The 13,241-nt window shown below is 61.2% G+C and carries 12 protein-coding genes; 3 read left to right on the top strand and 9 right to left on the bottom strand.

Features of this window, described 5'->3' with window-relative positions; genetic code table 11:
- The first annotated feature begins 112 nt into the window (after nucleotides 1-112).
- A complete protein-coding gene (locus AAFM29_RS02595; RefSeq protein WP_341711271.1) occupies nucleotides 113-769 on the top strand; it encodes a hypothetical protein in 657 nt (218 codons plus the stop codon).
- Nucleotides 770-793: 24 nt separating this feature from the next.
- On the opposite strand, the gene AAFM29_RS02600 is transcribed toward AAFM29_RS02595, so the two are convergent.
- From AAFM29_RS02600 to AAFM29_RS02610, 3 genes are all read right to left on the bottom strand, one after another.
- Nucleotides 794-1,303 (bottom strand): septal ring lytic transglycosylase RlpA family protein, encoded by a 510-nt coding sequence (locus tag AAFM29_RS02600; RefSeq protein ID WP_341711272.1) that lies wholly within the window; start codon nucleotides 1,301-1,303, stop codon nucleotides 794-796.
- A 944-nt stretch (nucleotides 1,304-2,247) separates the two neighbouring features.
- The gene (locus AAFM29_RS02605; RefSeq protein WP_341711273.1) at nucleotides 2,248-3,477 is read right to left on the bottom strand and encodes an argininosuccinate synthase; all 1,230 of its coding nucleotides are present in this window, start codon (nucleotides 3,475-3,477) and stop codon (nucleotides 2,248-2,250) included.
- A 172-nt stretch (nucleotides 3,478-3,649) separates the two neighbouring features.
- On the bottom strand, nucleotides 3,650-4,897 hold the full coding sequence (locus tag AAFM29_RS02610; RefSeq protein ID WP_341711274.1) for a cyclopropane-fatty-acyl-phospholipid synthase family protein: 1,248 nt from the start codon (nucleotides 4,895-4,897) through the stop codon (nucleotides 3,650-3,652).
- 231 nt (nucleotides 4,898-5,128) lie between these two features.
- Here AAFM29_RS02610 and AAFM29_RS02615 point away from each other — a divergent pair, with 231 nt between their 5' ends.
- The gene (locus AAFM29_RS02615; protein ID WP_341711338.1) at nucleotides 5,129-6,403 is read left to right on the top strand and encodes an acyltransferase; all 1,275 of its coding nucleotides are present in this window, start codon (nucleotides 5,129-5,131) and stop codon (nucleotides 6,401-6,403) included.
- A gap of 44 nt (nucleotides 6,404-6,447) precedes the next feature.
- Here AAFM29_RS02615 and AAFM29_RS02620 read toward each other — a convergent pair whose 3' ends face one another.
- From AAFM29_RS02620 to AAFM29_RS02645, 6 genes are all read right to left on the bottom strand, one after another.
- Nucleotides 6,448-6,849, bottom strand: a complete 402-nt coding sequence (locus AAFM29_RS02620) for a hypothetical protein (protein ID WP_341711275.1) — start codon at nucleotides 6,847-6,849, stop codon at nucleotides 6,448-6,450.
- Between the two features lie 8 nt (nucleotides 6,850-6,857).
- Nucleotides 6,858-8,303: a tyrosinase family protein gene (locus tag AAFM29_RS02625; protein WP_341711276.1), complete on the bottom strand. Its 1,446-nt coding sequence runs from the start codon at nucleotides 8,301-8,303 to the stop codon at nucleotides 6,858-6,860.
- Nucleotides 8,304-8,707: 404 nt separating this feature from the next.
- Nucleotides 8,708-10,000, bottom strand: a complete 1,293-nt coding sequence (locus AAFM29_RS02630; protein WP_341711277.1) for a cyclopropane-fatty-acyl-phospholipid synthase family protein — start codon at nucleotides 9,998-10,000, stop codon at nucleotides 8,708-8,710.
- A 106-nt stretch (nucleotides 10,001-10,106) separates the two neighbouring features.
- On the bottom strand, nucleotides 10,107-10,847 hold the full coding sequence (locus AAFM29_RS02635) for a molybdopterin-binding protein (RefSeq protein WP_341711278.1): 741 nt from the start codon (nucleotides 10,845-10,847) through the stop codon (nucleotides 10,107-10,109).
- Nucleotides 10,837-11,508, bottom strand: coding sequence for a cytochrome b/b6 domain-containing protein (locus AAFM29_RS02640; RefSeq protein ID WP_341711279.1), 672 nt, complete (start codon nucleotides 11,506-11,508; stop codon nucleotides 10,837-10,839). The genes AAFM29_RS02635 and AAFM29_RS02640 overlap by 11 nt, the downstream gene beginning before the upstream one ends.
- Nucleotides 11,505-12,278, bottom strand: a complete 774-nt coding sequence (locus AAFM29_RS02645; protein WP_341711280.1) for an SDR family oxidoreductase — start codon at nucleotides 12,276-12,278, stop codon at nucleotides 11,505-11,507. The genes AAFM29_RS02640 and AAFM29_RS02645 overlap by 4 nt, the downstream gene beginning before the upstream one ends.
- 79 nt (nucleotides 12,279-12,357) lie before the next feature.
- On the opposite strand from AAFM29_RS02645, the gene AAFM29_RS02650 reads away from it, so the two are divergent.
- Nucleotides 12,358-13,206 carry a PhzF family phenazine biosynthesis protein gene (locus AAFM29_RS02650; RefSeq protein ID WP_341711281.1) on the top strand — a complete coding sequence of 283 codons (849 nt, stop codon included), beginning with the start codon at nucleotides 12,358-12,360 and terminating at the stop codon, nucleotides 13,204-13,206.
- Nucleotides 13,207-13,241: the final 35 nt, after the last annotated feature.

Raw genomic sequence — 13,241 nt, forward strand, 5'->3', positions numbered from 1 at the left:
CCAAGCCGGGCTACAGCTATTACTTCTTCCCGCTGTGCGGCGGCACCCCGCAATGGGAAGCCCGCACCTTCCAGTACATTCCCGATGAGGGTGCGGTGGAGGTGGCGCTGTCATGCCCACAATAATGGAACGCATCAAATCGGCCGAAGGGCTGATCAAGGCGATCGCCGGACTGGCAGCGTTGCTCCCGTCCTTCCTGTTGCTCAAGGGGGTGGTCCAGATCCCGCCCGACGTCGACGATCTGATCACCGTCATCAGCGGCGCGGTGGGGCTGGTGGTAATCGTGGTGGTGCTGCTCGCCACGCGCTGGGTCGATGCCACGCGCAATATGTGGATCGGGGTTGGCGCGCTGCTGGCGGTGATCGTCGGCGCGGGCCTGGCGGTGGCCTATTTCGACTATGCCGGCGACCATATCGTGGTGATCCCCGCGGAGGACGAAGAAGATAGCGAGCGGATCGTGATCCCCCATGCCCCGTCGGAGGAGCTGCAGGCGCTCGTGCGGCCCTATGGCGGCGATTATGTCGAAGCGATGCAGTTGCACGTGCGGCGCGACCGCATTCGCCAGCTGGTCGAGAGCGAGAATACCGGTGCGACGGTCAGAATTATCCTGCTGCTGGTGCTGGCGCAGATACTGGCGACTGGCGGCCTGGTGCTCGGCCTGTGGAAGCTCGCCGGCACCATGCGCAAGGATGAGGTTGCGGCGGCGCCCAATGTGCCCGGTCCGTCGCCATCGCCTCCCGCAGATCCTGCGGCGCCGCCGGGCGACTGAGGGGGGCGAGGGTGCGGCTGGCGCTCAGCCCTCGACCAGCGCCAGCTCCACGTGGCCGCTGCCCGGGCCGATCAGGCCGAGTTCGGTAGCAGCGGCGCGGCTCACGTCGATCACGCGGTTGCCGTGGAAAGGGCCGCGGTCGTTGATGCGGACCACCACGCTGCGACCGTTGTCGGGATTGGTCACCTGGACCAGCGTGCCGAAGGGCAGGGTGCGATGCGCGGCAGTCATCGCATGCATGTCGAATACCTCGCCGCTGGCGGTGCGGCGGCCATTGAAGCGACGCCCGTAGAACGACGCGACGCCGCCCTCGATTGGCACGACCGCGGGTGCCGTGGCGGGCTCGATAGCGGTGAGGTCGACCATCTGCGCGCCCGGCTGCGGGGCTGGCGGAAGGACCTCGTAATTCTCGAATGTGGCATCGAAACTGGTGTCGACATCGATCTTCGCGACCCGCTCTTCCGAATGACCCGCGGTGCCGGTAAGCGCCACGGCGGCAAGGAAAAGCAGGCTTCTAAACGCGCGTTTGGCCATAGTCTGGACCTCCCGTTCGGTGCCGCCCGCTATACCGACGGGTGCCGCGCGAGTCCTGAACACGGCAGGTTCCTGCCCCATTCTTGCCACGATTCATCGCGGAGTGGCAGGATAAGGACCTGTCCTAGTGCGCAAACCGGGCGCTAGAAGCTGCTCGTGCGCGAGGGTTCGACGCAACCCTGCTCTTTGAAATGTCCAGTTTTGTGAGGATTTGCACCGTCGCGAACTCGCATCGCAGCCGGACAAAGCAAATGGGGCCGGCATTGCTGCCGACCCCACTCTCACCGATGCGTGGTCTCATCTCCGAAGAGAAGGGAACTTGGCATCCGATGTCTCCCCATCAGGCCACTCGAAAGCGGTCTTCCGGTTATGTCACCGGCGCTCGCACCGGCATCCGGCTCCACCCTCCAATCTACCCGGTCGAGTGCGCCAGGTCCGAAAACCCTCGCTTCTTCCCCAGGCCGACCTTCAACGGGCGGCTCCGCAACCTGACCTACCGTTTTGGCCGGTTGCCTCAAGCGGCTGCATCTCCCTCCGGTCCGCAGACCATTGTTCAATGCCTCCTCGACATCCGACCGGGTTGGCCCGGTTCACGATGGAACGACTTCGCGGCTCCGTCATCGACCCGCCTTGCGTCTGACCGAAGTCTTTCGCCCGAGGGTCTCTTGATCCGCGCGGACAGGTTCCGTCGCGTCTTTCCGGTTTGAAAATTCCCTGTTCTTTCAGGCTTTTGGGCCTTCCAGTTCAGCTCGTTTCCGCGCCGTTCCGATGAGTTGAAGCTGCGCCTTGCCGACCGATTCTTCAAGCGCGCAAGACACGAGTTTTCCACTTTCCCCGCCTTTCCCTGTGGAGGGGAGTGGATAACTCAACCGTTCATCGCAAAAATCTGACTTCAATCATCTCGCGAACGCAATATTGCACTGCGAAATGATGGTGCGGCGCAACTAACGGTCGCGCTTGGCCAGGAGTCGCAGGCGCAGGGCGTTGAGCTTGATGAAGCCTTCGGCGTCCTTCTGGTCATAGGCGCCCGCATCATCCTCGAAGGTCACATGCGCTTCCGAATAGAGCGAGTTGGGCGACTTGCGGCCAACCACACTGGCCAGTCCCTTGTAGAGCTTGAGCCGCACGGTGCCGCCGACTTTCTGCTGGCTCAGGTCGATCGCTGCCTGCAGCATTTCGCGCTCTGGGCTGAACCACAGGCCGTTGTAGATCAGCTCGGCATAGCGCGGCATCAATTCGTCCTTGAGGTGGGCTGCGCCGCGGTCGAGCGTGATCTGTTCGATCCCGCGATGGGCGCGGGCGTAAATCTCGCCACCTGGCGTTTCATACATGCCGCGGCTTTTCATGCCGACGAAGCGGTTCTCGACAAGGTCGAGACGGCCGATGCCGTGCTTGCGACCGAGTTCGTTGAGCGCAGCGAGCAGTGTGGCGGGGCTCATTGCCTGGCCATTGAGCGCAACGCCGTCACCCTGTTCGAAATCTATGGTGATGTACTCGGGCGAATCCGGCGCATTCTCCGGGTGTTCGGTGCGCGAATAGACGTAGTCGGGGGTTTCTTCCCACGGATCCTCAAGCACCTTGCCCTCAGAGGAGGTGTGGAGGAGGTTGGCGTCGGTCGAGAAGGGGCTTTCGCCGCGCTTGTCCTTCGGCACCGCAATCTGGTGCGCTTCGGCCCAAGCGATCAGCGCGGTGCGGCTGGTAAGGTCCCATTCGCGCCACGGTGCTATGACCTTGATGTCGGGATCGAGCGCATAAGCGGACAGTTCGAAACGAACCTGATCGTTGCCCTTGCCGGTTGCGCCGTGGGCGATGGCATCGGCGCCGGTCTCATGCGCGATCTCGACCAGGCGCTTGGAGATCAGCGGGCGCGCGATGCTGGTGCCGAGCAGGTAATCGCCTTCATAGCGGGCGTTGGCGCGCATCATCGGGAAGACGAAGTCGCGGACGAACTCCTCGCGTACGTCCTCAATGTAGATGTGCTTGTCCGGAATGCCCATGGCGCGCGCCTTGGCACGCGCGGGTTCGATCTCCTCGCCCTGGCCCAGGTCGGCGGTAAAGGTGACCACCTCGCAGCCGCGCTCAACCTCGAGCCACTTGGCGATGACGCTGGTGTCGAGCCCGCCAGAATAGGCGAGGACAACCCGTTTGATCTCGGGGCGCTTGTTATCGGACATGAGGGTACCTTCGTTCCTAGCGGCGCGCGGCTAGCAGCGGGCGAGGGGCAGCGCAACCAATCCACGCTTGGACCCGCGAAAGCGCAGGGTGTGATACCCGGGTCGAGGCAATGTTGGTTGCAGCATCACCTCGATCCCCCCCAGCAGCCGGGACCTGCACCGTTGCCCAGGCCTAGCCGGCCAGCAGGCGCTGCTCCTCCATCTCGATATAATCGCGCGTGAGCGGCAGGGCGTAGCGGCTCCGCGCGAACTGGATTTGGTAGTTGCACATCCCGCCATACTCGAAAACTGTGGCTGCACCTGCGAGGTAAAACATCCACATGCGGAAGAAGCGCTCGTCATAGAGTGCCACGATTGCCTCACGGTTTTCGACGCAGTTGGCGTACCATTTGCGGATGGTCTTGCCGTAATGCACCCGCAGCGTCTCGACGTCGGTGGCGATCAGGCGAAACTTTTCCGAGGCGCGGACGGTTTCCGAAAGCGCAGGGATATAGCCACCTGGGAAAATGTATTTGCGGGTAAAGGCGTCGGTGGCGCCGGGCGATCCCATTCGGCCGATGGTATGCAGCAGCATGGTGCCGTCATCGGTCAGCAGATTGGCGCAGGCGTGGAAGAAGTCTTCGAACTGCGGCTGACCGACATGCTCGAACATGCCGACCGAGACTATTCGGTTGAACTTGCGCCCCGCGGCGGCGAAATCGCGATAGTCTACCAGCTCGATTGATACCCTGTCGGCAACTCCGGCTTCGATGACCCTCTGGCGTGCGAGTTCGAGCTGTTCTTCGGAGAGCGTGATGCCCACGACGTGCACGTCGAAATGCCGGGCGAGATAGATCGCCATGCCACCCCAGCCACAGCCGATGTCGAGCACCGTATCGCCGCTACGCAGCGCGAGCTTAGCTGCAATGTGCGCGAGCTTGGCGGTCTGCGCTTCGCCCAGGGATATGTCGTCCGAAGGCCAATAGGCGCAGCTGTACTGCCAATGCTCATGGTCGAGCATCAAGGCGTAGAAATCGTTCCCGATGTCGTAGTGATGCGCGACGTTCCGCTTCGAACGAACGGCGTTGTTGACCTTCTCGGCAGCGGCCGAAATTCGGTTGAGCATACGACGCAAGGGGCGAGGTCGGCCGATATCACCCCCCTTGTCCCAGGCATTGTTGGCGCGCAGCAGGGTAACAAGCCCCATGATATCGCCGTCTTCGATGATCAGCCTGCCATCCATGAAGGTTTCGGCGGCACCCAGGCGTGGGTCGAGCAAGATATCGCGCGGAACGCGGTCATCGGCCAGCCGCAGCGCAATCTGCGGAAACCCGGGTTCGGGCTTCCCGAAAGTCTTGCTGCTGCCGTCTGCAAAGGTGACGTCGAGCTGGCCGCGGGTTACGCCGCGCTCGAGAAATTTGTTCAGCAGGGTCTTGCTCATGTCACTCGTGTTCGTGCGAAATCCGTCTGAAGATACACGAGAAGCACCACATTCCGTCAACCGGAATTCGGGCGCACTGGTGCTGGCGAGGTAGAGGATAGGCGGAAGCCGGGTTTGTGATAAGTCTCGGTTTCTAAATCATTATGGGGCTGACAGCTCCTGATTCGCCAATGGGGAGGGGACGCAATGGGATTGTGGAACAAGGCGTGATCGCTTGCCGAGAAGGCGCCGCTGGAACGCAATCGCTATGTCGACTTCCTTCGCGCCTTGTCGATCATGGCGGTGGTCGTCGGTCACTGGCTGGTTGCGGCACCTTACATCGACACCGATGGCGAGATCGTCGGTGGGCATCTTCTCGGTATCGTGCCATGGACCCAGTGGCTGACCTGGTTGTTCCAGGTAATGCCCATCTTCTTTCTGGTTGGTGGTTATTCGAACGGTGTGAGCTGGGCGTCGACCAGGGCGAAACAAGGTCATTACTCAGACTGGTTCGCCAGCCGTATCGAACGGTTGGTCAATCCCGTGTTCCCGGTGCTGCTGGTCTGGGCCGCGTTTGCCTTCGCAGCCACGCAGTTTGGGATGGCGCGCGAGACGGTGAAGATGGCCGTCTCGCTTGCGCTCATCCCGGTGTGGTTCCTCGCGGTCTACCTGCTTGTGACCGCGCTCGCCCCACTGACTTGGAAGGCGTGGGAACGGTTCGGTTTCGGCAGCATCGCCGGGCTGGTCGGGGGAGCGGTGGTAGTCGACTGGCTGACCTTCGATCGCGCGGTACCTTACGTCAATTTCACCAACTTCCTCTTCGTCTGGCTGGCCATCCACCAGCTGGGCTTCTCCTGGCAGCAAGGGCGATTAGGTGGGATCCGGGCTCAGGCCCTGTTCCTTGCCGCGCTGACCGCGCTGCTGGGACTGACAGTCTATGGTCGTTACCCGATTGCGATGATCGGGGTGCCGGGTGCTGAGATCACCAATTCCATGCCTCCCACTTTGGCGCTCCTGGCGCTCGGCACGGTGCAGGCGGGGTTGGTGCTGGCGCTCGAGCCATGGGGTCGCAAGCTGCTCGGCAATCTTCCGCTGTGGACTGCCACAGTGCTGATGAACGGTATGATCATGACCGTCTATTTGTGGCACCTTACCGCCTATGTGCTGGTGATGGTTGCGGCGTGGCTTGCGGGTGGCATCGGCCTTCATGCGCTTCCGGGGAGCGGAGCCTGGTGGGCCTCTCGCCCGATCTGGTTCGTGCTCTATGTCGCGGCTTTGCTGCCACTGATTGCAGTATTCGCGCGCCATGAGCGCGGCATGGGTGCCGGCGCTCGCGAACGACCTATACCGCGTTTGCGCCTCGTCGTCGGAGTTCTGCTGATCTGCCTTGGTCTGGCCATGACCGCTGCGATCAGCATCGCCAGCCCATTGAGCGTAACGGGCGTCCGGATCTGGGTCGTGGCCTTGCCCTTTGTTGGTGCGGCGCTTGTCGAATTCGGCCCAGTGCACCGCTGGTTGGCGAAATAGGGACGAAATCCTTACGTGGGTGCGGTTGCAGCAACAGCTCGCTGCTATCGCCGCTCGCGCAGCACCACAGAGAGCTGGGCTTCGCTTTGGGGAAGCGGCTTTCCCGTTTCCGTATCCACTGCCATGAAGGTCAGGCTGCGCGCACCATCAGGAACGGACAGTGCAAAGGTCCCGGTGGCGCCCACTGGGAACAGGGTAGGGGTGGCAAAGGGCACATCGCTGCCATTGGCATAAATCCACACGGTAACCGACCTTTTGGCAAGATGGCCGGCGACGCCAATGTCGGCCGTGATCTTGCCCGACATATGCTCTCCGAGTTCAATCTGCACCTTGCCGCTCCCCGACGCGTGGATTTCGGCCAACTCGGCATTCTTCTCCGGTGGTGCAGGTGCCGAACAGCCTGCGGCCAGTCCGATGGTCAATGCCACCGCTAGGCCGCAGGCCATCGGCAAGGTCACCGCTCGCTTTCGGTAGGCTTGGCGCCCCCTGCTTCGATGGTGGAGACCAGTTGGGGGACCACAGCACCGATATTGAGTGCCGAACGCTGGGCTGCTGCCAGCGCCTGCTCATCGTCCCTGATAGGAACGAGTTCGAAGGAAACCTGCGCGCCATTGGCCATGTCCGATTGCCTTTCGTTCCTCATCCGGTTCACCGCGCCGGAAAGGTCGACAACATAGTTCAGCGGGCCGTGATTGTGTTCGTTGTCGACGAAGAAGGCAAATGCCCCGGCGTAAGATGGAGAATCGGGCGAAGGCGCTTCGTTTTCCGGCTTGTTGACGTAGACCCGTACGAAGAAGTTTTCCTGATCTGTGTCGAGCCGAACGTCGTCGAGGCGCAACACCAGCCGGTCGTTCTCGGTCGACCTTTCCATCGCCGGTGCCAATGTTTCCAGCGGAAGCGTGAGCCGGGCGCGTTCTGGCGCGCGCCCGGATATCGTCACGTTGCGACCCAGGGGCTGGAACTGTTCGCTCACTTTCAGTTGCTGGGTGGATCCCCGTTCCAGCACCGCCTTGAGCGAGGCTTCATCGAGCCGCCGGATATTTATTCCGCATCCCTTTGGCGGTTCGTAACGATAGGTCAGCAAGGGCGCCAGGCCCATCGCCCCTACCAGGAAGTCCATCGGTTGCTGGTTGCCGTCGACGAACATATCGAGCCTGAAATTGGTATAGACGGGATCGTTCGTATTGGCCTTGCCCGAGCTGTTCCAATCGAACCACACCCGATCGATATTGCAGTGGTGGAGCCAGAAGATGGGATCCAGAGGGGACATATAGGTGCCCATCGTCCCGCCAACGAAACCGTGGATGTAGTTGTGCGGTCCCTGTTCGAGCTGCCCCTGGAAGCCGCCCGCGCCGCGCAATGCGGTCGCCTTGCCGCTGCCAAACAGCTGGAAATCGGTCTGGGCAAGAATGGTATTCATGGCGGAGACGCCCACGATCGACTCGTTCGCCATGCTCGAAGAGTTTGCGCTCCGCGGACTGTAGTTGAGCACGCTTCCCGCCTGCCAGAACGGCGTCGGTACCGCACGCTGGCAGGTCCAGTTCCAATAGGGCATCGAGAAGTCCTTGTTGCCCGTCAGCTTGCGAACAATGTCGTCGAGGGCCACCAGATAGGCTCGATGCCAGGGCAGGAAGAACCAATTGCCGTGCGGGCAGGTGTTGAGGTGAATCTGGGCCTGCCGGGTCCAGTTGCGCGGATCGCTCTGCGGCAATGCCTGCATTTGGGCGATCGCGTCACGATAGGTATCGAGGATCGGGTCGTTAATCGCCAAATTGGCAATGTCCTTGCGGACCGGCCTGTTGGCAATCTTCTTCTTCAGTTCCTCGCAGCCCCCCAGGCTTGCCAAGAAAATGAGCGAAGTGCCCCCCGCCAGTACAGAACGCCGGTCCGATTTAAACATGTCGACTCCCTCCATCGTTGAGAGTGGCGCGACACGTTTCCCTATTTTTCCACTCATTTGAATGAGTTCTAATTCTCTCGCCTGGATGATAGAGAAATCGCTATTCGTGTATTGGAAATTATGGACCTGTATTTGATCGTGATCAGTTTTGTAAGTGAACCTGATTCCAATCGACTCAAATAAGTAGCCACTTTGAAAGATTTTTTCCTACATTCTTGCGATCGGTTAGAAAGGAATGAGCTCTTTCACTTAGTAATTTCACGTAGCAGCAGGCATGCGTTATTTGCCCACATTGGTCGGTCTGGCTTGACCTTGACCACGGGTTTTTCTTCGAAGACCCTGTTCCATGTGCTCCATTAAGACGGGCTGCGTGGGGGCAATTCCTCCAACGGTCCAACAGGCTGCTATTCGGCCGCCTCGCGAATTGCCGGATCGAGGTGCCACACTGGTGGGTCTTCTGCGGCACGCAGGCGGGCTTCCTCGGCCTCCATGTATTCGCGTGTCATCGGAATGGCTTCGCGATCTTTCACATAGAGCAACTGCCAGTTGACCATCCCACCGTGGCGGAAGCTTTGTTCCGCGCCCGCAAGGTAATAGAGCCACATGCGGTAGAACTGCGGATCGTAGAGTTGCTCGATCTCCTCGCGGTGCATGACCGTGCGTTTGTACCATTCCTCCAGCGTGTAGCTGTAATGGAAGCGCATCGCTTCGACGTCCATGACTTGCCAGCCGAACTTTTCGCTCTGCGTGACGAGTTCGGAGAGGGCGGGGATATAACCGCCTGGGAAGATGTACTTGCGTGTCCAGGCATCGGTGTGCCCCGGAGGGCCGGCACGGCCGCAACAATGGCTCAGCATGACTCCCCTGGGTGTTAGCAGACGCGCGGTATGCTCGTAGAACTGCGGGTAATGCGGCGTTCCGACGTGTTCGAGCAGCCCGACCGAGCTAATCCGGTCGAAGCTGCCGGTTACGTCGCGATAGTCCATCAGCTCGAACTTGACCTTGTCGGCCACGCCCGCCTCATCGGCGCGCTCGCGGCAGAATTCGATCTGATCGGGGGCGAGCGCCACACCGAGCACCTCGACGTCGTAGTGGCGCGCGAAATAGAGTGCGAGGCCGCCCCAGCCACAGCCGATGTCGAGGATGCGCTGGCCCGGCTGGATGAACAACTTCGCCGCGAGATGCGCCTTCTTGTCGCGTTGGGCCTGCTCCAGGCTGGTCTGTGCGGGATCGGCGTCGCGATAATAGGCCATGGTGTATTGCCGGTCCTCATCAAGGAACAGCTCGTAGAGGCGACGGGTCAGGTTGTACGTATGCTCTGCATTGCGGCGCGCCTTGCTGCGAAGGTTGATGCTGTCCGCCTTTGCCGCCAGCTTCTGCACTGCCTTGCGCAGCGGACTTTGTGCATTGATCGCGCTGTCGCCGATCCGTTTGGTGTTCGCGGTGACGAACAGGATCAGGTCACGGATATCGTGCGGATCTTCGATCTCGAGCCAGCCCCACATGAAAGCCTCGCCTGCTCCAACTTGCGGATAGCGCGCGATGTGGTTTGCCGCTTTCTTGTTGGTCAGCCGAATGCGCAGCGGCGGCTGGGCGCTGTCGGCCAATCCATATTCATAGGTCTTGCCGTCATAGTCGGTCACGATCATGTGACCGTGCGTGATCGCACGTGCGAGAAACCTGTCGAGCAGCCACATTCGCGGCCTCCTTTCCCAAGTAAGCCGATGAAATCAATGTGACAGCAGCGCGCCGCGAGTCAATCGCGACGACGGGTTGGCAAGTCCTGGGGGTAGGGGTTGAAGCTTAGATCCCGCCGTACCACTGGTAGCCGGCGCGGTCTTCCCAATAGCCGCCCTTGCCATCGCCGATATCATCGAGGCTGGCGACAGCTTCGATCGCAGTAACGTATTTGGCCTGCTTGTAGCCGAGCTGGCGTTCGATACGCATGCGATAGGGCGCCCCGTTCTTGATCGGCAAAGGCTCGCCATTCAACTGGTGTGCGATGATGGTCTGCGGATGGTATGCGTCGATCAGGTCGATGCTCTCATAGTACCGGAACCCTTTGTAGTCGTCTGCACAACGGAAGACGATGTACTTTGCCTCGGGCTTGAGCTTCGCGGCATCGAGCAGCAGCGAGAGTTGCGGTCCGGTCCATTCACCGATCGCGCTCCAGCCTTCGACGCAATCGTGGCGCGTAACCTGCGTGCGCTGCGGAAGTTTGCGGATATTCTCGAGCGAATAGGCCATCGGCGTTTCGACCAATCCGCGCACTTCGAGTTGCCAGTTGGCAAAGCTTTCTGCGACATGCTGCGGGTAATCATCATTCTGCGGATCGGTCGATCCGTTTCCGCGGAATGTGGGCGAAATGGCGCTCCGCGGATACTCCGGTGCCAGAGCCTCGCGGTTGTTGAGCAACCTGTGGGCGCCCTCGTGCCAATCCTGTGCGGCCGACAGCAGTTTCGAGCCGGCCTCACTATCGGCTACCTTGTTGCAGCCCGCGACCCACAGGGCGCCTAGTCCGGCGATGAAACCCCTACGCTTCATGTGTCTTGCCTCCGGTGATCATGCTGCGGATTTGCTCGATCGGTTTCGAGAGCAGGACGAGCACGATGTGGACGATGAAAAAGGCGAACAACAGCCAGGCGAAGATGAAGTGCAGGCTACGTGCCGACTGCCGCCCGCCCAGCAGGTCGACCAGCCATCCAAAGCTTGGCTCCATGCCGGGGCTGATCGAGATGCCGGTAAACACCATCATCGGCAGGAACAGGCCAAGCACAACGCCATAGGCGAGCTTCTGGAGGAAATTGTACTTGCCACCAGCGTGCTCGAAATTGAGCTTGAGGTGCTCGACAATGTCCTTCCAGATCGCCTTTGGCCGCCATTCGTCGCGGGTGGTCGTGATGTCACGCTGGAAGTGACGGTTTGCGAGCATGACAATCCACATGAACAACAGGCCGACCGCGAACGGCCAGGCCATCAGAATATGCCAGTCGCGCGCTACTGCCAGGTTATAGCGACCCGGAATGGTCATCCAATTGGGGAAGCGCGGCACGGCGTACCATGCCATGCTGGGTGAGAAGCCCCAGTCACCCCAGTAAAGGTAGCGGTGCGCGTTGGAGATCGTCAGGCCTGACATGAACAGGGTGACGACGCAGATCACGTTGAGCCAGTGCCACAGGCGCGTGGATAGGGCGTGTTTGGTCATGCGGTGGCTCCCTCACGGGCAAGATAGATGACGTCGCGCGGCTGGCTCAGCAGGTGCTGACCGCTATCGACAAACAGGGTCTGCCCGCTGGCAAGCGTGCCGCTGGCAAGGAACAGGGCGGCCTCGGCCACTTCTTCGGGTGCAGTCTTGCGGACGAGCAGGTTCAGGCGGTGCGAGACTTCGGTCTCCGCTTCGTCCTGGTCGTGACTTGCAAGAATGGCTCCGGGCGCAAGCCCATAGACGCGGTCTTTGGGCTGCTGCGCCCCCATTGCGAGCATGGGTACGGTTGCCGCAAGCGCGTGCTTGCTCATCGTGTAGCTGAAGAAATCAGGGTTTGGATTGGCCACCTTCTGGTCGGTGACCTGGATCACGCGGCGGCCGTCCGGTGCCTTGGCTTTCGCCAGGAATGCCTGCGCCATGCAGGCGGGGGTGCGCGCGTTGACTGCCATAGCCCGACGGTTCGCCTCGGGGTCGAGTGCGGTTACACTGTCGAATTCGAACAAGGAGGCGCAGTTCACCAGCACGCGGAAATCAGGAAGCCGCGCTGCCAGGCTTTCGATCATCTCGGTCGCAGAGGTCTCATTGGCTAAGTCGCACTGGAAAGTCTCGGCGCTTGGCAGCGAAGACGCCATCTTCTCGGCGGCCTTCGCCGAGGTGTGGAAGTGGATGACTACGTGCCATCCGGCCATGCCGAACGCTCGCGAAATGAACCCGCCGAGGCGCTTGGCGCCTCCAGTTACTAGCACGGTCGGGCGGGAGAATTCAGACATGGAGTGGTGCTTTCAGCATGGGAAGCAATTCAGCATATCGTGTTGATGATGGCTAGGGCACAGGCCATGCGAAGGAGTCATGGATATGATGCTTGATCTGGTCGATGTCTTTGGGTCTGCGCCGCTTACTGGCAACCCGTTGGCCGTGGTGCATGGCGGGGAAGAGCTTGAGACGGCGGTCATGCATCGGTTGACCTGCTGGCTGGGATTCTCCGAAACGACTTTCCTCTGTCCGCCGACGGATCCGCGCGCGGACTACCGGTTGCGTATCTTCTATCCAGGCGGTGAATTGCCGTTTGCCGGGCATCCCACGCTGGGCAGTTGCCACGCATGGCTTGCCGCAGGTGGGAAGCCGAAGCGCGATGGTGTGGTGGTGCAGGAATGCGGTGCGGGACTGATCGAAATTCGTGTCAGTAGCGGGAGTTACGCGTTCCGCGCGCCGCCGCTGACTCGGACAGGGCCACTGAGCGAGGAAGAGCGTCTCGCTGCGATCGCCAGAACCGGGGTCGATCCGGAAACTGTCGTCGAAGCGGTGCACGCGAAGAATGGCCCTGCATGGCAGATCTTGCGCCTGCGCAGTGCGGCCGATGTGCTTGCCGCGAAGCCAGAGCCGACGGCGCCGGCGGGGACCGATATCGGCCTCGCCGGTCCGTGCGAGCCGGGTGCCGCCGCCGATTGGGAACTGCGAGCCTTCTTCGCCGACCATCAGGGCCGGTTTCGCGAAGACCCGGTGACTGGCAGTTTCAACGCCGGGGTTGCCCAGCACCTGTTCGATAGTGGGCTGGCGAAGGGCCACTACCGCGCTGCACAAGGCCGCATGACCGGCGCCGACGGCCTAGTCGACTGCACGCGCGAGGAGGACGGCAGCACTTGGATTGGTGGACGCTGCCACACCATTGCGAGCCAGGCAGCGCTGAGCCGGCCGTAGATAGACGGGCGCCCGTAATTGCAGGCGCCCGTCCA

Source organism: Erythrobacter sp., assembly GCF_038133525.1.
In the GTDB taxonomy this organism is placed as follows: domain Bacteria; phylum Pseudomonadota; class Alphaproteobacteria; order Sphingomonadales; family Sphingomonadaceae; genus Qipengyuania.